This window comes from Bacillus sp. FSL R5-0443 (assembly GCF_038608285.1).
Lineage (GTDB): Bacteria > Bacillota > Bacilli > Bacillales > Bacillaceae > Bacillus > Bacillus velezensis.
In genome coordinates, this window is sequence record NZ_CP152013.1 from 3913820 (window position 1) to 3937129 (window position 23310).

Consider the following 23310-nt stretch of genomic DNA (forward strand, 5'->3'; position numbering starts at 1 on the left):
GTCCGTCCCCCTTATGAACTGTGCAGTCTTGAATGGACGGGCTTTCCGTCCCACACAATGTCAGTCGGCGCCTCCCGCCTCTTCATGTCCGGCTCTTCAAGAAGAACCGCGAAGTTTTTCGTCGGGAGCTCCCCAAGCCCGTGCTTTTCGCTTAACCGGTCTAAGTACCTCTTCCGTTTGCCGCCGAGATCCGCGGACTGATTGCCGCCTCCCTCAAAAAACGCATATATGACGCTCGCGCAAGGAACACGCTTCACACGGTGCTGTTTTGCGGCGCGCAAATAAAAGTCCCAGTCCCAATAATTATGGACATCCGGATCAAAATACCCTAACGTGTCATGCAGAGAACGCCTGTACATGCTGCCTGACGGAACGTACGTGGAAAATACCCGCATATCCGCATAATCCGCCGTATAGGCGAAAGGCTTTCGTGACACCGGGTATCTCGTGCCGCCCCGTTCTTCAAATGACACAATTTCCGCGTCAGAATGGACAAAATCCGCATCAGCAAGTGCAGCCGCCATTCTTTCCAAATGGCCCGGCGTAATGAAATCATCATCATCGCACAGCATGATACAATCACCCGACGCTTTTTTCACACCTGCGTTCCGAGCTTCCACATGTCCGGCATTCTGTTCTAAATCAATAATCTGAATCGGCAGATCGCTGTACAGCTGCTTCGCTTGTTCGACCGATTCTCCGGCATCATTTACAATGATCACTTCATAAGGCTTTATGGTCTGCATGGAAATCGACTCCAGCAGTTCACACAAAGCCGGAATCCGGTTATACGTGACTATGACAATTGATATATTCATGACCCGCTCCTTCTGCTTTTTCTCATGTTCTATTAAAACATAAAGCGGCGGAGAGATCAGGGGGGATTTTTGATTTCGGCCCATTCAGAAACAAATCCAGGTCATGCCCGCCAGCAAAACGAGAATGATCAGAAGGTCTCCCCAAACAGTGCATACCGCCTTGGCATTAAGTCTGCCCGCCTCCATGGCGTTCCAAAGTTTTGATTGATAAACAGGCACCAACACCATCGCATAGCATGTGCATAAACAGACAAAAGCCGGCGGGACAAGCGCACATCCATCCTCATTCCAATCATGAATCAGTTCCGGTATACTCACCCCGCTGTCAATGTACAAGTATAATATACCCGCCAGCGGAATGAGCGAACTGATCTGCAGCTCGAAAAGTTTCACCTTCCACTCACGCGCAAACGAAACGGCCCAAATCCATCCCAGCGCATAAAATAATAGAAGAAGCAAAATACTGAAAACAACAAAAATAGCGTCTTGCATCCCATTCAGAACCATAATAAAAAGACTTACAACGGGCAATGCAAGAACCAAGCCGCAGACGGTAAATACGGTAACGGCTATTTGGGCGCACGCGCCGTACATCCACGAACCTAATCTCATTTTAACACCCCTATATAGATTCCCTATGTATATAGTGAAAAAGATCAGGCAAGCCTCTGCCTGCCTGCGTAAAAACCTAATTTGCCGCAAAACGGAAAACATACCGTCACAACGGCGCATACTGCCGCAAAACTCGGTGTGACCGCCGAAGGAAACAGCCCAGCCGGAACCAGATTGAACAAAAAGACAAACATAAAACATAGATTCGGCACCATTGAAGCCCATACCGTCCGCTCAGCAAGCTTTTTGCCGCCAGCCCCGAACTCTTTGCCAGCTTGATAGCCGATTTGGAACCAATACAGCACATAACCGATCATAATCAGCCATACTGACACGGAAATCCCTTTCCACAGCGCGTCAACAGCGGGATGAATCCTCCACGCGTGCATCATCGTAATCATCGCCCCCATCACAAAAAGACCGCAGTTGCAGAACAGATAAAAGAGCATAAAAGTCCGCGCGGGCACCGCCGAAGCTTTTTGAAAAGCAGAGATAATCTCAGACGGAGTCCCTACTTCCCGCAGAATAAGCGCCATCGCTTCGCTTTCGGTTTTGCCTTTTTCCAGATGATCACAAATGGCATGATGAATATGGCTTTCGATTTCTTTTAATAATTCACGGCTTCCGGCCTTGCCTTCCAGCCCTTTTCTGATTTCCTGCACATAAAGGTCTTTATCCATTCTGCCCGCCCCGCTTCAGCATCCGGTCCATCAGAGCAGAGAACAGATTCCATTCCTTCGTCCGTTCGGCTAGAATGTTTTTTCCTTCATCGGTGATCCGGTAATATTTTCGGTCCGGCCCTTTGGTCTGCTTTTCCCAGTAAGAAGAAATATAGCTTTGGCGTTCAAGCTTATGAAGCGATGGGTACAGCGTGCCTTCCTTCATTTGCAGTTCATTCCCGCTTCTTTTCTCCATTTCTTTCACAAGTTCATACCCGTACATGGGCCGTTCATTCAGCAGCGTCAGCACCAGAATGACCGTGCTTCCCTTTACAAGCTCCCTGTTGAGCATTTATTTTCTCACCCTTACCTAGTAATCTTATGTAGGTATTGTACGCACATCCTCCGCGGCTGTCAAATCATTCCTCCAAGCCTTCCGTATTGTGATCGGAAGAAAATCTAACTATAATGAGATATAAAACACTGATGGAGGCCATTGATATGTCAATGCACAAAGCACTTACTATTGCCGGTTCTGATTCCAGCGGCGGCGCGGGAATTCAGGCCGATTTAAAAACATTTCAAGAAAAAAACGTATACGGAATGACGGCTTTGACCGTGATCGTAGCGATGGACCCGGAGAACAGCTGGGATCATCAAGTATTTCCGATCGATGCCGATACGATTCGCGCACAGCTGGCGACGATTGTTGACGGAATCGGCGTAGACGCCATGAAAACGGGAATGCTCCCTACCGTGGAGATCATAGAGCTTGCGGCGAAAACGATTAAAGAAAAACAGCTGAAGAATGTCGTTATCGATCCTGTCATGGTCTGCAAAGGAGCGAACGAAGTGCTGTATCCGGAGCATGCCGAAGCGCTTCGCACCCAATTGGCGCCTCTGGCAACCGTCATCACGCCAAACCTGTTTGAAGCAAGCCAGCTGAGCGGTATGGATGAATTAAAAACGGTGGAAGACATGAAAGAAGCGGCCAAGAAAATTCACGAACTCGGCGCGAAATATGTATTGATTACAGGCGGAGGCAAATTGAAACATGAAAAAGCGATCGACGTGCTGTATGACGGAGAAACCGCGGAAGTATTAGAAAGCGAAATGATTGATACACCTTACACGCACGGAGCCGGATGCACATTCTCCGCCGCCGTGACGGCAGAACTGGCCAAAGGCGCTGAAGTGAAGGAAGCCATCTATGCGGCAAAAGAATTTATCACCGCGGCAATCAAAGAATCCTTCCCGCTGAACCAATACATCGGACCGACTAAACATTCGGCGATGCGTCTTAGCGGAAAATAAAATAAATATCCCCCTCATTACCCGAGGGGGATTATTTCATTTTTTTCGCGGATGACCGCAAAAACATCTCAATAGACTGCACAAACAGCGCATATTCCTTCATCTGTTCATATGTATGCATCAGCCGATCACTCCATTCATTGTGCGGCTCAGCTCTCTTGAGCATGCGATTCAGCTGAAGCAATACTTCTTTATATTCTTCCCGCTTATCTTCCACTTGCTCTGCGGCTTTGACAAGTAAACATTTCGGCGTCATCTTCTGATTTTTCAAAACTGAGAAAACAACTCCTTTTATTCCTGGAATCATTGGCTTTCGTTTGAAGAATAGCACAGATGGCATAGGTTTCACATAAGAAAAAAGAACGATTTTCTACAAAAGTGTCCAAATTGAGCCATTTATTTCCGTTTTTCCTGCCGAAGTGACGGTTACGTCATCATTTCCCGGGAAAGGAAAATATCTGGCGCTGAATACCTCTTCTCCATCATTCAAAAACAATTCAATCGAGGATGCATCCAGAAAGAGCTGCACGGAATGCACCTCGCTGATGGCGCAGCTTCTCTTTTCTTTTTCTTCTCCGCTGAAAGCGGTGCGCTCCAGCACAGCCAGCCCCTCTTCCTGATGAAATATAAACCGGGCTGCGCCCCGAATTGAGATTTCAAAACCAGATTCGCAAGTGATGTCCTCCAGCAGCACTTCAGCCCGGGACGCATCTTTCACCGGGAGGCTTACAGACGAGCAATTCAATTGAAGACGGTGCTTTTGTTCATCCGTGCGGCGTGATTTCATTTCCGAAAGCGGGCGCTGTATGATTCTGCCGTTGGACAGTGACAGCTGTCTCGGCATCGTTAAGCAGTGAATCCAGTGATACGCATGGGTCGGATGTTTGTCCTCATGCTGATCCGGAACGCCCATCCACGCGAACAGAATTCTCCGTCCCTTATCATCTTCCAGCGTCTGCGCCGCGTAAAAATCAAATCCTCTGTCAAGCTCCGTAAATTCACCGTGCTTAAATTCTGGCGGCTCTGTATGCAGCCTGCCGAGGAAATAGCCCGCCTGGTGGCTGTTATGATATTCTATCCCGTCGGCTTCAAGCCCCTGCGGACATACGAGCAGCACGTCGGTTCCGTCAAGGGAAAACAGGTCGGGACATTCCCACATATAGCCGACTGACCCGAGACCGCCGGAGTCCGCCCCCGCAATCGCACCGAGAAACGTCCAATCCGTCAAGTTCTCTGATGTGAACAACACAGCGCTTCCGGTGAGCTTTTCTGTCTGCGCGCCAAGCACCATGTAATACGCTCCGTCTTTCTTCCAAACCTTCGGATCACGGAAATGAGCGGTATAGCCTGCCGGGAGACGCGCGACAACTCCTTTTTTTTCAAATACGATCCCGTCTTCGGATACGGCGAGGCATTGATACGTTTCCCGATTGCCTTCTCCGTCACGGACATTGCCTGTGTACATCAGGCAGAGCCGCCCGTCTTTTTCGATGGCGCTTCCGGAATAACAGCCGTTTTTGTCATACCACTCACCCGGCGCAAGCGCGATTTCTTCCTCTTTCCACTCAACGAAATCCTTCGTCGTCACATGCGCCCAAAATTTCGCGCCATGCCCCGTATGAAATGGCTGCCATTGAAAAAACAAGTGATATACGCCGTTCCATTGGATCACGCCGTTCGGATCATTTAAAAGCCCGACCGGCGCCATAATATGATAGTTCTGGCGGTATGGATCTGACGCGGCTGTTTCTCCCCGCTTCTTTTTCGCTTCCTCAGCCTGCAGGCGCAGCTCTTGATCCGGTGTCCTCATTTGACGGCCTCCTTTTCTTTAGCTCCCATAATGTAAGCGGCAATAAACGCCGAGACAGAGGCGATGCCCATTCCGATCAGATAGTTTATAAGATTTCCTAAACCGAGCGGAGCCGTGATGGCAATCATCGGAATTCCGGTCAGACCGTAGGCATTGGCGGCGACGCCGGTCACCACGACATAGGCTCCTCCCAGCGCTCCGCCAATCATTCCCGCGATAAACGGCTTACGGTACCTTAGGTTCACACCGAAAATGACTGGTTCGGTTACACCGAGAAAAGCGGAAAATGCGGCCGGCAGAGCGATTTCTTTCATTTTCGCTTTTTTCGTCAGGAAAAATACAGCCAGTCCCGCCGCACCCTGAGCGACATTCGCCATCGACCAGATAGGAAGGATATAGTTTCTGCCCAAATCAGCGATGAGGCCGGCCTCAATCGCATGAAAGCTGTGATGCACACCGGTAAGCACAATAAGCGGATAAAGACCGCCGAAAAGCAGTCCGGCAACAATTCCCGCATGATCATACACATATGTCAGCGAGACGGTAATGCCTGATCCGATCGCCCTGCCAAGCGGACCGATTGCGATAAAGGTGATAAATCCTGTGACAATCACCGTGACAAACGGCGTGACCAATAAATCGAATGCGTGAGGCACAATTTTTCTCGTGCCCTTTTCCACTTTGCTCATAATGTAAACGGCTAACAGTACGGGGATGACCGTCCCTTGGTAGCCGAGCAGCGCAATGTCGAAGCCGAAGAGCTGCATAAAATCAGGCGATGCATCCGCAAGCCCCCATGGATTCAAAAGCGCCGGATGGATCATAATTCCCCCGAGCACGGCACCGAGATAGGCATTACCGCCAAATTCCTTCGCCGCGCTGAACCCGATGAATACGGGCAGGAAGATAAACGCCGCGCTTGAAAACATGTCTAAAAGCTTAAACAGTGACGATTGTTCAGACACCCAGTGAAAAGCCTTCATCATGCCAAGCAGCCCCATTAAAAGTCCGCTTGCCACGATAGCCGGAATGATGGGAACGAATATGTTAGACAGTGTCTTCGCAAATCTTGCGGCCGGATTCAGCTTTTTTTTCGCTGCGTCCTGATGTGTCTCACGATCCTCCCGCCCCAAATCGGCTTCTTTTGAAAAAGCGTCATACACTTTATTCACAAGGCCGGTGCCGAATATAATCTGATATTGCCCCGAGCTGCTGAAAGCCCCTTTTACGCCTTCTATTTCTTCAATGCCGGCCTGGCTGATCTTCTGTTCATCTTGAATGACGAGCCTGAGCCGCGTCGCGCAATGTGTCGCGCTGATGATATTTGATTCCCCTCCGATATGTTTGATAAGCTGTTTTGCCGTTTCTTGATAATTCATGATGTATCCCCCTTTCTAAAATCAAAAAAGACCTAAAATTCGCCAACGAAAAAGGTCAGCATAATCCCTTTTTCATGTACGCAAATTTTAGGTCTTGCCTGCATTACCAGTCACAATCCCGCCGGATTCAGTTTTTTAATGCGCTTTCATTCTATTCCATGATAGCGCTTTCGTCAATATGTTTTCAAAAAAAAAGTCTGTTTCTCGAAACAGACGCGTTATTCCGGGTTTTTTTGCAGACGCTGGACATGCAGCGTGATATAGCCGGCCTCGGATTCCGGCAGTTCCAAATCATATTCAGTTTTTAAAAACGCCGCCAGTTCAAGCGCACACCGATAAGCAAACGGATACTTTTTTTGGATGAAATAAAGCATCTCCTCGTCCATGGAATGGAGTGCTTCATTTGAGTCCAACCGGCTGACCGCATACCGTAAGTGCGTGACGAGGCGCTGATAGGAAATACTGTCTTCATCCACCTTCTGTTCGAAAAAGGATTCGATCTTTTCGATCATTTCTTTGATCATGGTTGTATGCTTCATCGCCGAATACATGCTTTTGGCATCCGCCTTGGCAGTGTGGATATGAAGCGCGATATACCCCGCCTCATCATCAGGCAATGATATACCGAGGGTTTGTTTCACGTGTTCAACCGCCCAGCGGCCGATCTCATATTCTTTTTTATAAAGCGCCTTAATTTCATGAAGCAATCGGTTATGCACCTGAAGGCCGTTTTGAATCCTTTCGATCGCAAAGGATAAATGGTCCGCCAGCGCAATGTGGATGTGATCGCTCAAAGGTGCCGCAAGCTCTCCCTCCGCATGGCTGATGATATCTTCAGCCGCCTCTATATGCTCTTCGGGAAGCGTTTCTAACACTTGTTTGAACTTTTCATTTTCGTCGTGCACGACAAATATTTTTTCAATTTTATGTTTTTGAATCACATCATTTTTTCTCTTTTGAAAAGCGATTCCCGGACCCATTACGATCTTTTCCCGTCCGTCTTCTTTTATTAACGCCGCATTGTTATTTAATACTTTGTCTATTCTCAAGAGGTTCGCTCCCGTTCATATGTTTAGTGGGATTGTACCCTCTTTTTCATATGATGTAAAGTTGCCGGACCCGCGCGCTCCCGTTTCGGCAATTCTTTGCGAACAGGCATCCATCGGTTTTTATCCAGCCTGCCGCGGGCCGATTTCGTTTCATCGGTCAAATCCGCCGATCGGACATGGCTCACAAACGAAAAAGCCCCAGCCGTCCGCTTCGCTTTCTTATGATAAGCCGCTTGGTTTCCGTACACGGCGGCTAATGGATATCTTCCGTTACCCGGCGCCATCCAGTTCATCAGAAAGACCATCCACACCCGTAAAGATACTAGCAAACGTTTCATTGCAAATCATCCCTCCGCTTCTTTTTGACAGACAGCTTGTTCGCAGGCCTGTTTTTCTCTCCGCTTTAACGGAAAAGGCGGCCGATCCTTCTCCGCTAAAAACTAGCGGGTCTAGCAACCCTATGACTCTATGATAGACGCGTCCGGGCGAATTGTTTGTCACAATATGAGTGAAAAAACAAACTAGTTTTCAGAAGTTTTGTTGAAAGCTGATGGAAATGACCTGAAAAATGGAAAAGCCGATAAAAAAAGTTATACACACCTTATCCCTTGGTTAAGCACAGCTTAAACACAGGGTATATCCACATATCCACAAACTCGATCTATATTTTGTATAAGAACACTCGTTCCCAACAATATATATACACAAATTTATTCAGTTATACACAGGATTCTGTGTATAACTCCCTCCTTATTCACAGACCAATTTCCATAAATGAGTCATATGTCACAAGGATTATTTTGAATTTTCAAGAAATATATACTAGATTTCTAATTTAGATAAAGAAAAAGGGGGAAACACGATTGAAAAAAGGAATCATCCGTTATCTGCTTCCGGCTTTTGTCTTATCCTTTACCTTATCCACAAGTTCACAGGCTGCGCCGGCTTCAAAACCGCAAACTCCTGATCTTGAGAAGGCTGAGGTGTTCGGTGACATTGATATGACCACCGGCAAACAAACGACAGTCATCGTGGAGCTCAAGGAAAAGTCACTGGCGGAAGCAAAGGAACTCGGCAAAGCACAGACAAAAAGCAAGCTGAAAAGCGAACGCGCAAAAGTGAAAAAGAAAGCGCTCAAAACCATTAAACACGGAAAAATCAACAGGGAATATGAGCAAGTGTTTTCCGGCTTCTCCATGAAACTCCCGGCAAATGAAATCCCCAAACTGCTGAGTGATCAGGATGTCAAAGCGGTTTATCCGAATGTCACCTATCATACCGATCAGCTCAAAGATAAAGACATCACCCTATCTAAGGATGCCGTGTCTCCGCAGATGGATGACAGCGCGCCTTATATAGGGGCAAATGACGCGTGGAAGCTCGGCTATACGGGTAAAGGCGTCAAGGTTGCCATTATTGACACCGGTGTCGAATATAAACACCCTGACTTAAAGAAAAATTTCGGACAATATAAAGGATACGATTTTGTGGATAACGACTATGATCCTGAAGAAACGCCGTCCGGTGATCCGAGAGGCGCGTCGACTGACCACGGAACCCATGTCGCGGGCACGGTAGCGGCAAACGGAACGATTAAAGGCGTCGCGCCCGATGCTACACTCCTTGCCTACCGTGTGCTCGGTCCGGGCGGAAGCGGAACAACGGAGAACGTCATCGCCGGCATCGAACGCGCCGTACAGGACGGAGCGGATGTCATGAACCTTTCTCTCGGCAATTCTGTGAATAACCCAGACTGGGCGACAAGCACGGCGCTTGACTGGGCGATGTCAGAAGGCGTCACGGCCGTTACATCAAACGGAAACAGCGGGCCGAACAATTGGACCGTCGGCTCTCCGGGAACGTCCAGAGAAGCCATCTCCGTCGGAGCGACACAGCTGCCGCTGAACGAGTACGCCGTCTCCTTCGGTTCCTATTCCTCAGCGAAAGTAATGGGCTACAACAAAGAAGATGACATAAAAGCACTGAATAAAAAAGAAACAGACCTCATAGAGGCGGGTATCGGCGAGCAAAAGGATTTTGAAGGCAAAGATCTGAAAGGAAAAGTCGCGGTCGTCAAACGGGGCAGCATCGCCTTTGTGGATAAAGCAGACAACGCCAAAAAAGCGGGCGCGATCGGTATGGTTGTGTATAACAATGCCCCGGGAGAAATTGAAGCCAACGTACCGGGCATGTCCGTGCCGACGATTAAGCTTTCATCAGAAGACGGCGAAAAACTCGTCAGCCAATTAAAAGCGGGCGGCACAAAAGCGACATTCAATTTATCCGTGGCTAAATCGCTCACTGAACAAATGGCAGACTTTTCGTCACGCGGTCCGGTTATGGACACGTGGATGATTAAACCTGACGTCTCCGCTCCCGGCGTAAACATCGTCAGCACCATTCCGACCCATGATCCGGCCGACCCGTACGGCTACGGATCGAAGCAGGGAACGAGCATGGCTTCCCCGCATGTAGCCGGCGCAGCTGCCGTCATCAAGCAGGCCAAACCGAAATGGAGCCCGGAACAAATAAAAGCAGCTCTCATGAACACGGCGGAAACCTTAACGGACGCGGACGGTGACGTATACCCGCATAATGCGCAAGGCGCCGGAAGCATCAGAATCATGAAGGCGATCAAAGCAGACTCCCTTGTCGCCCCGGGAAGTTATTCTTACGGAACGTTTATGAAAGACAAAGGCAATGAAACGAAAAAAGAAACCTTTACGATTGAAAACCAATCGTCCATCAGAAAATCATATCAGCTCGAGTACTCTTTCAACGGCACGGGCATTACCGTTTCGGGCACAGACCGGGTCGTGATCCCCGCTCATCAAACCGGAAAGGTCAATGCGAAAGTAAAGGTCAATGCCAAAAAAGTAAAGGCAGGCACCTATGAGGGAACCGTCACAGTGCGTGAAGGCGGAAAAACAGTCGCAAAAGTGCCGACGCTGCTGATTGTAAAAGAGCCGGACTATCCGCGCGTGACGTCAATCGACGTGCAGGACGGCACAACGCAGGGAACCTACCAAATTGAAACCTATCTTCCGGCGGGAGCCGAAGAGCTTGCCTTCCTTGTATATGATAGCAATCTTGACTTTGTCGGCCAAGCCGGCATCTACAAAAAGCAGGATAAAGGCTATCAATATTTCGACTGGAACGGCAAAGTCAATGGTGACACCGCACTGCCGGCAGGAGAATATTATATGCTGGCCTATGCCGCGAACAAAGGGAAATCAAGCCAGGTGCTGACTGAAAAACCTTTTATCATTGAATAACCGAACAACCCTGCTGGAGCATCAGCAGGGTTTCTTCCTGATCATTCGGCAAAAGCTTCACGAAGCAGCCGGTATGACTGAAGTTTATCTTCAAAGTGATGAGTAATGGTCACAGCCATCACTTCTTCCGTTCCGTATGCTTTACTGAGAGCCAGAATCTGTTCTTTCACTTGTTGCTTCGTTCCGATGATCATTCGATTCCGATTATCGGCAATTCGTCTTTGTTCATACGGTGTGTACGTATTGCCGCGGACGGTTTCGTAAGACGGTACGCCGTGAAGCGGAATCCCCTGTTCACCCGCAAGCAGCGTATAATCCATGACGGCCGCGAGTTCCTCCGCTTTCTCCTCCGTGTCCGCGCACAGCACAAACACCGCCACGGCTGTTTTTGGTTCTTTTCCTAATACAGAAGGTTTAAATCTGCGCTTATATTGTGCTGTCGTGCTTTCTCCGCCTTCTCCATTAATAAAGTGAGCAAACATATAGCCTGCTCCCATTTCTGCGCTCAGAAGCGCGCTTTCCCCCGAAGAACCGAGAAGCCAGACTTCCGGCGCCGTCTTAATAAGGGGTGATGCGGTCAGATTCGGAAAACGGTGATTGTCGTCGGCTGCATCATGCAAATACATCGCCAGCTCACGAAGCTGCTGCGGATATTGATCAGCGTTACGCTTCCCGCCGTCATTCAGCGCCCATGATGCGATCGGCATTCCGCCCGGCGCTCTCCCTAATCCGAGATCGATTCTGCCCGGCGTCAACCCTTCAAGCACGCGGAAATTCTCCGCCACCTTATATGCGCTGTAATGCGGAAGCATGACACCGCCCGAGCCTACACGAATCTCATTCGTTTTCGCCGCAATATGGCTGATCAGCACTTCAGGGCTTGAACCCGCCAACCGCTCTGAAAAATGATGCTCTGACACCCAAAACCTCTTATATCCGAGCTTTTCCGCCTCCTGCGCCAGTCTTACTGTATTCCGCAGAGCACTTTCCGCGGAACTCCCTTCTGATACAGGAGATTGATCTAATATGCTTAATGAAATCATCACTGTCACCTCATCAACATCGTACCACTGCTAAGCCGTTTTTTCTTTCTGCATGCTTATAAGCATCCCTGATGATAAACATTTATATACCTTGTTCCATTTTGTCGAAATATGTTACACGTGAAACATAAAAACCTCTCCCGGTCAGGAGAGGTTTTTTCTTAATTCTTTTGAAAACCTTTATCTTTTACATATTGATTTAAATAGGTTCTCGGTTTTTGTTTCATGAACTGCAGGATTTGATCAGACCACGTTTCAACCCGCTTGCCGTTTGTCCGTTTATCATAATAAGCGGAAATGGTTTCATCATATTCCTTCATATAACTGCGGAAGTGTTCTTCATTCGTATCGTACGTGTTTTCATGATATACGGCTTGTTTCGGCAGGCGCGGCTTTTGACCGGACGGATGAGCGGGATGACCGACTACCAAGCCGAACAGCGGCAGCACATGGTCAGGTGTACCAAGCACTTCCGTCACCTGATCAAGTTCATTTCGAATGCCTCCGATATAACAAATGCCAAGTCCCATTGATTCCGCGGCAACACTTACGTTTTGTGCGGCAAGTGCGGCATCAATGACGCTGACCATAAACATTTCTGTATTCTCAAGAAGCTCGGTAATGTTTTCGCCTTTTTCCTCAGCAAGTTTTTTATGGCGGTACAAATCAGCGCAAAATACAAACAAGTGCCCGTTATTCTCGACGTAAGGCTGGTTTCCGGCCAGTGCCGCCAGCTTCCGCTTTTTCTCCTTATCAGTTACGCCGATGATGGAGTAAGCCTGCACGTAACTGGACGTTGACGCCGCCTGGGCGCTTTTCACTAATGTATCTATCTCTTCTGCTGTCAGAAGCTCGTCAGTAAATGATCGGATCGACCGATGATTAAGTATGGTTTCGATGGTATTGTTCATATAAAAGCCTCCTTCTTTCTATATCATATCCGAAAGGGAATCATGTCAAAAGCGAAATGCTCTAAACAAAAAAAGACAGCCCGAAAAACGAGCCGTCTCACATTAAGAATTGAACAAGTAGCTTTTATATTTCGTCAGCTGCACACTTGCGTTATATACGATCCCGAAGCTGATTAATGTAGAAAGCACCGAGCTCCCCCCATAGCTGACAAACAGCAGCGGAATACCGGTAACCGGCATAATGCCGATATTCATCCCGATGTTCTGGAAGGTGTGAATCACGATAAGTGCAGTAAATCCTACGCAAAAAAACGCGCCAAATCGGTTAAACGCATGCAAGCGGTCAATCAGCACCACAAGCCTGTAAATTAAAAAGAAAAACATGACAACCGCAATGGCGCAGCCTAAAAATCCAAAACTTTCACCCAAAATCGCAAAGATAAAGTCGGTCTGTCCCTCAGGTACGTACACCTTCAGATTATGAACGCCGTTTCCGGTAATGCCGCCCGATCCGATCGCCATAACGGCCTGATCCACCTGCCAGCTTTTATCGCTCTCTGCCTGAGTCGTTGCCGCACTGGAGTCAGACATCCACGATGTAATCCGGTTAATTTGATAATCCGCAATGCCGATTGAATTCGCCACGTGGGGAAATTCAATCACGAGAACTAAGAAAAGGCCAAGCACAAGCGCGGCCGAACCGCCGATAATGGTGATCAGCTTCCAGTTTACACCTGACATAAACACCATCACCATAACGATAAACAGACAGATCGCACCCGTTCCGGCATCCTGCAAAACGATCATCCCGATCGGAATAACCGTCCATGCCGCAATTTTCAAAAGCAGATTGACATCTTCCCGAAGTGACCTTTGATCCTTCGGGCCCGCCTTCGATATAATGGACGCGACCATCATCATAATTCCTATTTTCGTAAACTCAGAGGGCTGGAGGGTAAAGTTTCCGATTTGAAACCAGCTCTTCGCTCCGTTTTTAATCGGCGCGATGGATTCCGGCGCCACACGCAAAAGGAGCAGCGACAGCACGCCGGCAATCAATACGTACAGACTCAGTTTCTCAAGCTGCTCTAAATCAAAGTACAGCAATAATCCGATGAATCCCGCACCTATAACATAGAAGACAATCTGTTTCATCCAGGCACTGCCTCCGTACTGCCCGAACTGTCCGGCCGCATAAATCGCCGCAACACTAATTATTAAAAACACACCAAATATAAAAATCAAATCCCCCTGATAATAGGGATTTTGCTGTTTCTTATATCGACTCATTCTATCCCGCCTTACATTTTCATCGGAAGTCACTATTGTTTATTATACATGAACACCGTTCAAGAAAACATGATGAGGTTGCTTCCTTTTTATTTTTTACGGTTTGGGGACTACACGACATATGACGTGTCAGAAAAGGAAATGTTTCGGTCATGATGAAACTTTTCCGATAAAAAACCCCTTCTCGTCAGAAAAGGGGTTTCAGCTTATGTTTAACGTCATAAACAAGCTGTTCGGGTCCTCTTTATAATGTGCAAACGGATCACAATATTGAAACCCGGCTTTTTCATACAGGCGTCTGGCGGGGAGAAAAGCCTCCATAGAACCGGTTTCTAAGCTGATCCGCTGATAGCCCCGCCGCCTTGCTTCTTCAAGCATATGGCGGAGGATCCGGTTGGCAACGCCTTTTCTGACATGATGCGGAGAGGTTTTCATTGATTTGATCTCACCGTGCCGGCTGTTTAGCTCCTTTAAGGCACCACAGCCGAGCAGGATGCCGTTTTCCCTCGCACTCCAAAACGTAACGTCAGGCTGACGCAGCCGGTCCGCATTGAGCGCATGTATACTTTCCGGAGGAGAATGCATGGTCATGCTCTTCAGATGATCCTGCAAAAGCGCAAAGACATCCGGCGCTGTGACATCTTCTTTCCTTACGTCCACTTCAAACCACCCTTGCTGTGCATATTTTCTATTGACCATAGCAAAGGTTCACAGCCTGCGCCATTCCATTGTCCGGAAATGTGACAGGGTATTTGGCCTTTCCGGTTTCTTGTACCTATCCAAAAATGAGGCAATAGTTGCAATACATTTCTCTAAAAAGCGGTATCAAAAATTGGAAAACATGGTATAATAATTGTAACAAAATGTTCAAAAAACGACCACAAAACAGACACATTTTATTCTCTGTATTTCATTTTGGAAACGCTCCCATAAAATGAAAGGAGACATGTAAGATGGACATGTTTTTTGCTTATTTACTGGTCGCAAGCGCAACACCCCTCTTTATCTGGCTGGATAACAAAAAAGTCGCTCTTTCGGCCATACCGCCAATTATTCTCATGTGGGTTTTCTTCTACTTTTACGCAACCAGCAGCCTATCCCCTCTCGGCCACACACTTATGATCATCCTGTTTGCCGTCAACGTCATCGTTGCCCATATCGCCGCCTTTATCATTTACGGCCTTCCGCGCCTGCGCCGGAGAAGAAGCCAATAAAGGCACAAAAAACCCTCTTCGCATAAACGAAGAGGGTTTCTTTTTATTCCTGATGTTCGGAATGATGCTTTGCACCGCCAGGAGGGTTTCCATCCATATGGTCACCGTGATGGTAGTGCGCCGCAAAGATCCAGATGGAACCAAGGATGATAACAATCGCTCCGAAAAATCCGAAGAGCGTGTTTCCGACTTGAATTCCGCCGTTTTCGCTTTCTGTCATGTGCATGAACATGAGAAGCTGAAGACCGGCTTGGATAAATGCGAATCCGAAAATGATCCAGAGTTTTGCTGATGGGCTTAATTCCGTATATACTGCAACCCAAAGGGCCAGCAGGGTCAGAATAATAGACAACGCAAAACCTACGATATGCTTCCACGGAAAGTGGCTGTGTTCAGCAGATTTGTTTGCCATATTATAGTCCCCCCAATCCGATGAGATAGACGCCTGTAAAGATGAAGATCCAAACAACGTCTAAGAAGTGCCAGTATAAACTTGAGATAAAGATTTTTGAAGACGTCTGCGGCGTTAATCCGCGTTTCTTCAATTGCAGTAAGATGCCGGCAATCCAGAAGATACCGATCGTTACGTGCGTTCCGTGCGTTCCCAGAAGGACGAAGAATCCAGACCAGAAAGCACTTGTACCGAGAGATGCTCCTTCATGTACATAGTGGATGAACTCGTTAAGCTCACATCCGACGAAGCCCGCGCCAAGAAGAAGCGTAATGATCGTCCAAATGACGACGCCTTTTAAACTTCCGCGACGCATTTCATGAACAGCGATCCCGCAGGTGAAACTGCTGATCAGAAGCAGGAATGTCATGATCATGACAAGCTTCACTTCAAATAATTCAGCCGGTAAGACTCCTCCTGCTGTTCTTCTTTGAAGAACGAAGAAGGTTGCAAATAGTGTTGAGAACAACACAATCTCTGCCCCTAAAAAGATCCAAAACCCGAGAATATTGAGTCTGCCGGTTTCAGATTGATATTCCATAGGCGCGTTAGAATTGCCGTGTTCTGCATGTTCCATAAATCACGCCTCCTTTATTCGGAAATCTTTCTTTCCGTCTCTTTTATTTCTTCAACAGGTATATAGTAGCCATTGTCATATTCAAATGAACGAAGCACCATGCAAAGCAGAATGCCGATCAAGCCGACAATGCCCATCCAGAACCATTCAAATACAAGTCCGAAGCCTGCAATACCGAACGCCACTGACATAATAAGCGGTCTTCCGGAGTTGTGCGGCATATGGATTTTCTTGAACTTGCTTTCCGGATGAATATCCGTTTTGTCTTCTTTCAATTGCAGGTACGCATCTTGAGATTTCACTTCAGGAAGCACCGCAAAGTTGTAATGCGGCGGAATCGCAGATGAAGTCGCCCACTCAAGCGTACGTCCCACGCCCCATGAATCTCCGCTGATCTCGCGAGTAGAGTAGCGGAAGCTGTAGTAGATGTTGTAGCAAAGGATTAAGAATCCGACACCCATCATGAAGGCTCCGACAGTTGAAATAAAATTCAATGCAGTCCATCCGTCATTCGGTCCGTATGTGTAAATACGGCGAGGCATACCTTGCAGCCCCAAGAAGTATTGAGGGAAGAAACATACATTAAATCCGATCATAAAGATCCAGAAGAACCATTTTCCGATTCTTTCGTTCAGCTTGTGGCCGAACATTTTCGGATACCAGAAAATAAATCCTGCGAAACATGCAAATACCGTACCCGCGATCAGCACATAGTGGAAGTGAGATACGAGGAAGTACGTATTATGGTATTGATAATCCGCTGCAGCCATCGCAAGCATAACCCCTGTTACCCCGCCGACAACGAAGTTCGGGATAAACGCGAGCGCCCACAGCATCGGTGTTGTAAAACTGATCCGGCCTTTATACATCGTAAAGAGCCAGTTAAAGATTTTAACCCCGGTCGGAACCGAAATCGCCATCGTTGTAATCGAGAAGAAAGAGTTAACAGACGCACTGTTCCCCATTGTGAAGAAGTGGTGAGTCCATACAAGGAAACTCAGGACGGAAATGGCGATAATTGAGCCGACCATCGCTTTGTAACCGAATAACTGCTTTCTTGCAAACGCTGAAATAATTTCAGAGAAAATACCGAATGCCGGTAAGATAACGATATATACTTCAGGGTGTCCCCAAATCCAGAACAAGTTAGCCCAAAGCATCGGCATACCGCCGGCTTCCAGCGTGAAAAAGTGAGCGCCGAACAAACGGTCAAATGATAACAGCGCCAATGCCACTGTCAAAACAGGGAAGGCGAATACGATAATAACCATTGTAATCAGCGTCGTCCATGTAAACATCGGCATACGCATCAGCGTCATGCCTTTCGTACGCATTTTCAGGATCGTCACCATAAAGTTGATACCCGTCATCAGCGTACCGATACCGGCAATCTGAAGACCGAGCAGGTAGAAGTTCTCACCAGGCCCGGGACTCATGTCGTTGCTTGCCAGCGGCATGTAACTCGTCCAGCCTGCGTTCGGAGAACCTCCGATAACGAAAGAAATATTGAAAAGCATCGCACCTACGAAGAACGTCCAGAAACTCAGGTTGTTCAAGTAAGGGAATGCTACGTCGCGCGCACCGATCTGCAAAGGTACGACAACGTTGATCAGACCGATTAAAAACGGCATCGCCATGAAGATAATCATGATCGTACCGTGAGTCGTAAAGATCTCATTATAGTGGTTTGAGTCTAAAAAACTGTTATTAGGAAGCGCTAACTGGGCGCGCATCATCAAGCCGTCGACCCCGCCGCGGAACAGCATGATAACAGCAGAGATAATGTACATGATTCCAAGTTTCTTATGGTCTACAGACGTCAGCCATTCAGACCAGAGCCATTTCCACTTTTTGAAGTATGTGAGTACAACGATGATAGCGATAGTGGAAAGCGCAATGGAAACTTGTGCGCCCAGAATTAATGGGTCACCTGTTACAAAAAATTCATCCCATCTCAATTTCATTCGGGCTTCCTCCTTTCTTGTTCAATTTCAATCTTGTTTATCGTCGGATACTTTAAATTCGTTTTTCTTTACATTTTCCCACGGATCTGTTTTAGAGTGCGGTGATACGGCTTTGTAGCCAAGGCGTTTGCGCGCCTCCATCGCATATTCGGCATCTTGGCCGTGGTCAACGTATTTTAAGTGTGTAGAAGAGAACGTTAATTTACCGACATTCTCCGGAAGCATCAGTTCGTCATACTTCTCTTTCGTCAGCTTTGGAGAATCGCTTTGGGCTTTTTTCACCCAGCTGTTAAAGTCTTTTTGCGTAACAGCTTTTACGTTGAATTTCTGGTCGGCAAAGTGTTCGCCGGTGAAGTTCGCGTTGCGGCCTTCATATGTTCCCACTTTGTCAGCCTGTAAGTATTGATCCATCAGCATTCCCGCCATCGCGTATTTTTGCCCCCCAAGCTGAGGAATCCATAGCGATGCCATTGAATCGGCTGAAGAAATTTTAAATAAAACCGGACGGTCTACAGGAATGTTCAGGTAGTTAACCGTCTCAATATCCTGCTCTGGGTAGCTGAATACCCATTTCCAGTCTACCGAAGTAGCATAAACAACAAGAGGCTCTTTATCCTTTGTCGCTTCAGGCGCTTTTTCTAACGAATATATCGTCTGTACGGTAGGCACAGAAAGTGCAATAACAATTAAAATTGGGATCACTGTCCAGACTACTTCTAAGAACGTGTTGCCGTGCATCTCGGGCTTGTAATTTCCGCTGTCTTTGCCTTTGCGGTCGCGGTATTTCACTAAAATGATTGTAAATAGTACGAATACGACGCCGACAATGAACAGCATAAATCCGATTGACAAGAGAATCAGATCTTTCTGCTGGTCTGCTACAGGTCCTTTCGGATCTAAAACGGAAATGTCGCTGCATCCGCCCAGTACGAAAACAACAGCCAACATCGCTATTAAAAGTAACGGTTTAAATGCTCTGAACAAGAAGATCACCATCCTTCCTATTGATGTAGTGAATCTGAAATGTACTTTCTCAAAATCTTTTCTCTATCTACCTTGTTATGCTATCAAAATCTGCCCTTATTAGCTTTATTTTTTTCTAAAGTTCATCTTTTTTTCGACCTAATGTCACAAAATCGTCAAAAAATGCATGAACTTTTTCCACTTGCGCAAATCAAACATAAAAAGTTTTAGATCATTTAGCATATATAGAGAAAAAAGATAGTGAGAACGAAATAATACCAAATAAAGGTTTACCATAATAAAAAACGCTGGTCAACAAAAAGTTTCATTTTGTTAAACATTCTACAAAAGAAATATTTTTTCCTTTGCTCACACCTTTTCACACGGTTTCCATTTTAACGCAACGCATTATGAAAAAAAAGACCGGAACGCGCCTTGATATGTTCATTATAAAAAACACATTTATATGTTTAATATGGACAAAACGAAGGAAACATATAGGCATAAATAATAAAAAATAGGAAGTGATATTTATGGGTTTTATCGTATCTCTGATTGTCGCTATTATTATCGGCTGGATCGGAAGTTTATTTGTAAAAGGCAGTATGCCCGGGGGAATCATCGGGTCAATGATCGCCGGTCTGATCGGCGCATGGATCGGGCACGGACTGCTCGGCACATGGGGTCCTCACCTTGCCGGCTTTGCCATTATTCCGGCAATCATCGGAGCTGCGATCGTGGTGTTCTTATTCAGCCTGATCGCCAGAAGCAGAGGATAAAAAAAAAAGCCTCGTCCCTTATGGGATGGGGCTTTTTTCCGGTAGAGCGCCCAAATGGCGGATAAACCGCCGGAAAGCCGCTCTGCCTTCTTCTGTTTGTTTAAAGACGCCGGCATGCTCCAGTATCCGCGCAAAGGCATGGCCGATTTCCTCTTTCAGAATCTGTTCCGCGTTTTCTTTCGTTACCTTCCGCTTATGCAGCACACTGAGCGCCCAATCTTTATGCGCTGCCGCAGAAGGGTCTGCCGTTAAGACCGCTTCCGGGTCCGGTGAGCACAGCGCTTCAGCCGTGTATTTCATTTCTTGTTCAAGGCGGCCCGGCAGAATCGCAAGCCCCATTACCTCAATCAGTCCGATATTTTCTTTTTTCAGGTGATGAACTTCCTGATGGGGATGAAAAATTCCCAGCGGATGCTCATCAGAGGTGCGGTTATTTCTGAGGACGAGATCTAATTCGAATAAACCGTTTCTCCGCCGGGCAATCGGCGTAATTGTATTGTGCGGTGTTTCTCCTGAATGGGCGAGGAGATCAGCCGCCTCATCGGAATAACCGCGCCACGCCCGCAGGATGGCATCCGCCGCGCCGGAAAGCTCAGACGCACTCTCGCTTTGCAGGCGGATGACCGACATCGGCCACTTCACAATTCCCAACACCGTTTTCGGATAGTCAGGCAGCCTGTACCGGCTTTCTGTCTCCGCCCGCGCCATCGGGAATTCATAATTGCCCCCCTGAAAATGGTCGTGGCTTAAAATACTGCCGCCGACAATCGGCAGATCAGCATTGGAACCGAGAAAATAATGAGGATACTGGCTGACGAACGACAGCAGCCGGTCAAACGTTTTTTTACTGATCTTCATCGGTTCGTGCCGGTCTTTCAAAACGATGCAATGCTCCCGGTAATACACATACGGAGAAAATTGCAGAAACCACTGCTCATCGCCGAGAAGTACCGGAATGACACGAAGGTTTTGACGCGCCGGGTGATCCGGTCTCCCCTCGTACCCGACATTTTCTTTACAAAGAACACATCTCGGATAATCGGATTGCGGCTGCTCTTTGGCAGCGGCAATTGCTTTCGGATCTTTTTCCGGTTTTGAAAGGTTGATCGTGATGTCCAGCTTTCCGTAAGCCGTCTCAGCCGTCCACCCGGCATTCCGCTTTATTCTGTCCGAACGGATATAATACACATCCTCTGAAAATCGGTAAAACGCCTTTGTCGCCTGCTCCGGTCCGTGCACCGCCTTTGTTTCTTCAAAACGACGGACAATCTCGGACGGCTGCGGGGCAAAGCAGCCCATGATCTTCGCGCTCAGCAGGTCGCGATAGGTGTCTGTATCGGCTGCAATCCGGCCCGTTTCTGCCGCCCATTCATAAATCGGGGCCAATAAGTCCGGCAATGATGCCGCCGATACATTTTCTTTCTGTTCTGGAACCTCCGGATGGGTGATATGCAAAGCTTCATACAAACGGTTTCTCGTATATTCAATATCAAGAAATGAAATCAGCTCTTTTTGCAATCCGTACCGGATTAAACGTTCCACGTGCCGCTCAATTGCCATCGTCATCCCCCTTTAGTTCTCTCGCTCCGGCTCCGACATCCGCCGTGTAAAAGTCAGCTTTTCTCCCTGTCTTCTCCTCATAGCGGGCCCCTGCCGTTTCAATAAAATCCGAAACCGCATCGTCCTTGACGATACTGACTGTACAGCCGCCGAAACCGGCTCCCGTCATCCTTGATCCGATCACCCCGCCGTGGCGCCAGGCCGCTTCAGCCAGTGTATCCAGCTCATGACTCGTCACCTCGTAGTCATCGCGTAAAGAGAGATGCGAATCCCTCATTAATTCACCGATATGATGAAGCTGATTGTTACTGAACATGTCGGCGGCCTCTATTGTGCGGTGATTTTCATAGACGGCGTGTTTCGCCCGGCGTCTGTTCACTTCATTCTGAATCAGCTCCGCATGGGCGTCAAAAGCGGAAGGGGTCAGCTCTCCCAGTGATTGAACGGAAAGATGCTTCTGAAGATCACAAAGCGCTTCCCCGCACTCCTTGAGCCTCGTATTATAGCCTGAGTCTGCAAGCGTTCGTTTTTTATTGGTATTTGCAATAACGATCGACAGCCCCGACAGCCCGAGTTTTGTATATTCAAAGCTGAGCGTCCCGCAATTCAGCAGAATCGCATGATGTTTCTTTCCCATTCCGATGGCGAATTGATCCATTATTCCGCAGCTGACGCCGATAAAGGAATTCTCCGCCGTCTGAGCGAGCTTCACCAAGTCGAGCATATCCGCCTCAAGCTCATGGCATTCCTTGAGAATGACCGCCGTAACAAGTTCAATCGAAGCCGAAGATGACAGCCCGGCGCCGTTCGGGATGTTTCCCCAGAACACAATATCGAAGCCGTGCGGAAGGGAAAAACCGCTGCCGAGACATTCCGCCATGACCCCTTTCGGATAATTGGCCCACCCGTCCTCTTTTTGATAACGGATATTATCGAGACTGCATTCCTTTATGCCCGCATCTTTAAAATGATGAGAGTACATTCTGACGAGCCTGTCCCCTCTCTCCCGGACGGCTGCATATGTACCGATCGTCAGCGCGCAAGGAAAGACGTGGCCCCCGTTATAATCCGTATGCTCTCCGATGAGATTCACTCTGCCGGGCGCAAAGAAAATGCGCAGGTCCTCCGATTCCCCGAATACATCAGCAAACGCTTTCTTTATTTTGTGCTTCATACGCATCCCCTTTCACCATTACACTTTCCCCCGGGGCGCGGAAAGAAACCGTTATGACACGCCCTCTTCTTTCGCTTTTCTGAAGACAATCCACTTGCTGGCCGCATAGTTGACGACTACGATAATGACGTTATCGGCGATTTTCGCCAACGTTTCGTTCATATGAAATTGACTGACCAGAAGAATCATCATGGCGAGATCGATGGCTAGAGACAATACCCGCACGCTGAAAAAGGCCGTCAATTCTTTCATCAGACTCCGCATCCCCGCGGTCTTTTGCTGAAATACATACAGTTTATTCGTGACATATGCAAATAGAACGGACAGAACCCAAGCAGCGACAGTCGCCGCCTTGTAATCCATCTCAAATGCCGACGTCAGAAAGTAAAAACTGGCGATATTCACGATGGTCGTGAATATCCCCATAATGATATACATCATAATTTCTCTGTAGCGCATGGCAGTTCC

General features: G+C 47.7%; 24 protein-coding genes. 4 read left to right on the plus strand and 20 right to left on the minus strand.

Annotated features, from left to right (window positions below; all coding sequences use genetic code 11):
- Positions 1-11: 11 nt before the first annotated feature.
- From NYE28_RS19765 to NYE28_RS19780, 4 genes are all read right to left on the minus strand, one after another.
- Complete coding sequence (locus tag NYE28_RS19765) at positions 12-818, minus strand: glycosyltransferase family 2 protein (RefSeq protein WP_007407698.1); 807 nt, start codon at positions 816-818, stop codon at positions 12-14.
- A gap of 84 nt (positions 819-902) precedes the next feature.
- Entirely contained in the window at positions 903-1430 is a 528-nt protein-coding gene (locus NYE28_RS19770) for a hypothetical protein (RefSeq protein WP_052827981.1), read from the minus strand.
- 44 nt (positions 1431-1474) lie between these two features.
- Positions 1475-2110, minus strand: coding sequence for a permease prefix domain 1-containing protein (locus NYE28_RS19775; RefSeq protein ID WP_132105616.1), 636 nt, complete (start codon positions 2108-2110; stop codon positions 1475-1477).
- Entirely contained in the window at positions 2103-2441 is a 339-nt protein-coding gene (locus NYE28_RS19780; protein ID WP_003150960.1) for a PadR family transcriptional regulator, read from the minus strand. The genes NYE28_RS19775 and NYE28_RS19780 overlap by 8 nt, the downstream gene beginning before the upstream one ends.
- A gap of 149 nt (positions 2442-2590) precedes the next feature.
- Here NYE28_RS19780 and NYE28_RS19785 point away from each other — a divergent pair, with 149 nt between their 5' ends.
- Positions 2591-3403 carry a bifunctional hydroxymethylpyrimidine kinase/phosphomethylpyrimidine kinase gene (locus NYE28_RS19785; RefSeq protein ID WP_003150959.1) on the plus strand — a complete coding sequence of 271 codons (813 nt, stop codon included), beginning with the start codon at positions 2591-2593 and terminating at the stop codon, positions 3401-3403.
- 31 nt (positions 3404-3434) lie between these two features.
- Here the strand turns inward: NYE28_RS19785 and NYE28_RS19790 are convergent, their stop codons facing one another.
- From NYE28_RS19790 to NYE28_RS19810, 5 genes are all read right to left on the minus strand, one after another.
- The gene (locus NYE28_RS19790) at positions 3435-3710 is read right to left on the minus strand and encodes a hypothetical protein (RefSeq protein ID WP_042635591.1); all 276 of its coding nucleotides are present in this window, start codon (positions 3708-3710) and stop codon (positions 3435-3437) included.
- A gap of 63 nt (positions 3711-3773) precedes the next feature.
- Positions 3774-5213, minus strand: a complete 1440-nt coding sequence (locus NYE28_RS19795) for a sucrose-6-phosphate hydrolase (protein ID WP_337681133.1) — start codon at positions 5211-5213, stop codon at positions 3774-3776.
- Positions 5210-6592: a sucrose-specific PTS transporter subunit IIBC gene (locus NYE28_RS19800; protein WP_007614557.1), complete on the minus strand. Its 1383-nt coding sequence runs from the start codon at positions 6590-6592 to the stop codon at positions 5210-5212. Before NYE28_RS19800 ends, NYE28_RS19795 begins: the two co-directional genes overlap by 4 nt.
- A 218-nt stretch (positions 6593-6810) precedes the next feature.
- The gene (locus NYE28_RS19805; protein ID WP_007407705.1) at positions 6811-7641 is read right to left on the minus strand and encodes a transcription antiterminator; all 831 of its coding nucleotides are present in this window, start codon (positions 7639-7641) and stop codon (positions 6811-6813) included.
- A 23-nt stretch (positions 7642-7664) separates the two neighbouring features.
- Positions 7665-7979, minus strand: a complete 315-nt coding sequence (locus NYE28_RS19810) for a hypothetical protein (protein WP_012118738.1) — start codon at positions 7977-7979, stop codon at positions 7665-7667.
- A gap of 525 nt (positions 7980-8504) precedes the next feature.
- Here NYE28_RS19810 and NYE28_RS19815 point away from each other — a divergent pair.
- Positions 8505-10916, plus strand: a complete 2412-nt coding sequence (locus NYE28_RS19815) for a S8 family serine peptidase (RefSeq protein ID WP_136396703.1) — start codon at positions 8505-8507, stop codon at positions 10914-10916.
- Positions 10917-10957: 41 nt separating this feature from the next.
- Here NYE28_RS19815 and NYE28_RS19820 read toward each other — a convergent pair whose 3' ends face one another.
- The 4 genes from NYE28_RS19820 to NYE28_RS19835 all read right to left on the minus strand — a co-directional run bounded on the left by NYE28_RS19820 (position 10958) and on the right by NYE28_RS19835 (position 14820).
- Entirely contained in the window at positions 10958-11959 is a 1002-nt protein-coding gene (locus tag NYE28_RS19820; protein ID WP_059367565.1) for an LLM class flavin-dependent oxidoreductase, read from the minus strand.
- A gap of 161 nt (positions 11960-12120) precedes the next feature.
- Positions 12121-12870: an oxygen-insensitive NADPH nitroreductase gene (gene nfsA / locus NYE28_RS19825; protein WP_007407708.1), complete on the minus strand. Its 750-nt coding sequence runs from the start codon at positions 12868-12870 to the stop codon at positions 12121-12123.
- Positions 12871-12972: 102 nt separating this feature from the next.
- Positions 12973-14160: an FtsW/RodA/SpoVE family cell cycle protein gene (locus NYE28_RS19830; RefSeq protein ID WP_007407709.1), complete on the minus strand. Its 1188-nt coding sequence runs from the start codon at positions 14158-14160 to the stop codon at positions 12973-12975.
- Between the two features lie 201 nt (positions 14161-14361).
- Positions 14362-14820, minus strand: coding sequence for a GNAT family N-acetyltransferase (locus NYE28_RS19835; RefSeq protein WP_042635595.1), 459 nt, complete (start codon positions 14818-14820; stop codon positions 14362-14364).
- Positions 14821-15113: 293 nt separating this feature from the next.
- Here NYE28_RS19835 and ywcE point away from each other — a divergent pair, with 293 nt between their 5' ends.
- Entirely contained in the window at positions 15114-15374 is a 261-nt protein-coding gene (gene ywcE, locus NYE28_RS19840; protein ID WP_003150937.1) for a spore morphogenesis/germination protein YwcE, read from the plus strand.
- Between the two features lie 43 nt (positions 15375-15417).
- On the opposite strand, the gene qoxD is transcribed toward ywcE, so the two are convergent.
- Genes qoxD through qoxA form a run of 4 tightly spaced genes read right to left on the minus strand, consistent with a single transcriptional unit; the run spans position 15418 to position 19359 of the window.
- Complete coding sequence (gene qoxD, locus NYE28_RS19845) at positions 15418-15786, minus strand: cytochrome aa3 quinol oxidase subunit IV (protein WP_007407711.1); 369 nt, start codon at positions 15784-15786, stop codon at positions 15418-15420.
- Between the two features lies 1 nt (position 15787).
- A complete protein-coding gene (gene qoxC / locus NYE28_RS19850) occupies positions 15788-16402 on the minus strand; it encodes a cytochrome aa3 quinol oxidase subunit III (RefSeq protein WP_003150930.1) in 615 nt (204 codons plus the stop codon).
- Between the two features lie 14 nt (positions 16403-16416).
- The gene (gene qoxB / locus NYE28_RS19855; protein WP_012118743.1) at positions 16417-18366 is read right to left on the minus strand and encodes a cytochrome aa3 quinol oxidase subunit I; all 1950 of its coding nucleotides are present in this window, start codon (positions 18364-18366) and stop codon (positions 16417-16419) included.
- Between the two features lie 27 nt (positions 18367-18393).
- Entirely contained in the window at positions 18394-19359 is a 966-nt protein-coding gene (gene qoxA / locus NYE28_RS19860; protein WP_087920812.1) for a cytochrome aa3 quinol oxidase subunit II, read from the minus strand.
- 503 nt (positions 19360-19862) lie between these two features.
- Here qoxA and NYE28_RS19865 point away from each other — a divergent pair.
- Positions 19863-20108: a GlsB/YeaQ/YmgE family stress response membrane protein gene (locus tag NYE28_RS19865; RefSeq protein ID WP_003150926.1), complete on the plus strand. Its 246-nt coding sequence runs from the start codon at positions 19863-19865 to the stop codon at positions 20106-20108.
- A gap of 18 nt (positions 20109-20126) precedes the next feature.
- On the opposite strand, the gene galT is transcribed toward NYE28_RS19865, so the two are convergent.
- The 3 genes from galT to NYE28_RS19880 are packed head-to-tail and all read right to left on the minus strand — an operon-like array spanning position 20127 to position 23280.
- On the minus strand, positions 20127-21668 hold the full coding sequence (galT, locus tag NYE28_RS19870) for a UDP-glucose--hexose-1-phosphate uridylyltransferase (protein WP_326142831.1): 1542 nt from the start codon (positions 21666-21668) through the stop codon (positions 20127-20129).
- The gene (locus NYE28_RS19875; protein WP_007407714.1) at positions 21658-22842 is read right to left on the minus strand and encodes a galactokinase; all 1185 of its coding nucleotides are present in this window, start codon (positions 22840-22842) and stop codon (positions 21658-21660) included. The genes galT and NYE28_RS19875 overlap by 11 nt, the downstream gene beginning before the upstream one ends.
- 51 nt (positions 22843-22893) lie before the next feature.
- A complete protein-coding gene (locus NYE28_RS19880) occupies positions 22894-23280 on the minus strand; it encodes a GtrA family protein (RefSeq protein WP_032869853.1) in 387 nt (128 codons plus the stop codon).
- Positions 23281-23310 lie beyond the last annotated feature (30 nt).

Coding starts and splice junctions, on each gene's coding strand:
- NYE28_RS19765 (WP_007407698.1), bottom strand. CDS start 818: ATGAATATATCAATTGTCATAGTCACGTATAACCGGATTCCGGCTTTG.
- NYE28_RS19770 (WP_052827981.1), bottom strand. CDS start 1,430: ATGAGATTAGGTTCGTGGATGTACGGCGCGTGCGCCCAAATAGCCGTT.
- NYE28_RS19775 (WP_132105616.1), bottom strand. CDS start 2,110: ATGGATAAAGACCTTTATGTGCAGGAAATCAGAAAAGGGCTGGAAGGC.
- NYE28_RS19780 (WP_003150960.1), bottom strand. CDS start 2,441: ATGCTCAACAGGGAGCTTGTAAAGGGAAGCACGGTCATTCTGGTGCTG.
- NYE28_RS19785 (WP_003150959.1), top strand. CDS start 2,591: ATGTCAATGCACAAAGCACTTACTATTGCCGGTTCTGATTCCAGCGGC.
- NYE28_RS19790 (WP_042635591.1), bottom strand. CDS start 3,710: ATGATTCCAGGAATAAAAGGAGTTGTTTTCTCAGTTTTGAAAAATCAG.
- NYE28_RS19795 (WP_337681133.1), bottom strand. CDS start 5,213: ATGAGGACACCGGATCAAGAGCTGCGCCTGCAGGCTGAGGAAGCGAAA.
- NYE28_RS19800 (WP_007614557.1), bottom strand. CDS start 6,592: ATGAATTATCAAGAAACGGCAAAACAGCTTATCAAACATATCGGAGGG.
- NYE28_RS19810 (WP_012118738.1), bottom strand. CDS start 7,979: ATGAAACGTTTGCTAGTATCTTTACGGGTGTGGATGGTCTTTCTGATG.
- NYE28_RS19820 (WP_059367565.1), bottom strand. CDS start 11,959: ATGATTTCATTAAGCATATTAGATCAATCTCCTGTATCAGAAGGGAGT.
- nfsA (WP_007407708.1), bottom strand. CDS start 12,870: ATGAACAATACCATCGAAACCATACTTAATCATCGGTCGATCCGATCA.
- NYE28_RS19830 (WP_007407709.1), bottom strand. CDS start 14,160: ATGAGTCGATATAAGAAACAGCAAAATCCCTATTATCAGGGGGATTTG.
- ywcE (WP_003150937.1), top strand. CDS start 15,114: ATGGACATGTTTTTTGCTTATTTACTGGTCGCAAGCGCAACACCCCTC.
- qoxD (WP_007407711.1), bottom strand. CDS start 15,786: ATGGCAAACAAATCTGCTGAACACAGCCACTTTCCGTGGAAGCATATC.
- qoxC (WP_003150930.1), bottom strand. CDS start 16,402: ATGGAACATGCAGAACACGGCAATTCTAACGCGCCTATGGAATATCAA.
- qoxB (WP_012118743.1), bottom strand. CDS start 18,366: ATGAAATTGAGATGGGATGAATTTTTTGTAACAGGTGACCCATTAATT.
- NYE28_RS19865 (WP_003150926.1), top strand. CDS start 19,863: ATGGGTTTTATCGTATCTCTGATTGTCGCTATTATTATCGGCTGGATC.
- galT (WP_326142831.1), bottom strand. CDS start 21,668: ATGGCAATTGAGCGGCACGTGGAACGTTTAATCCGGTACGGATTGCAA.
- NYE28_RS19875 (WP_007407714.1), bottom strand. CDS start 22,842: ATGAAGCACAAAATAAAGAAAGCGTTTGCTGATGTATTCGGGGAATCG.
- NYE28_RS19880 (WP_032869853.1), bottom strand. CDS start 23,280: ATGTATATCATTATGGGGATATTCACGACCATCGTGAATATCGCCAGT.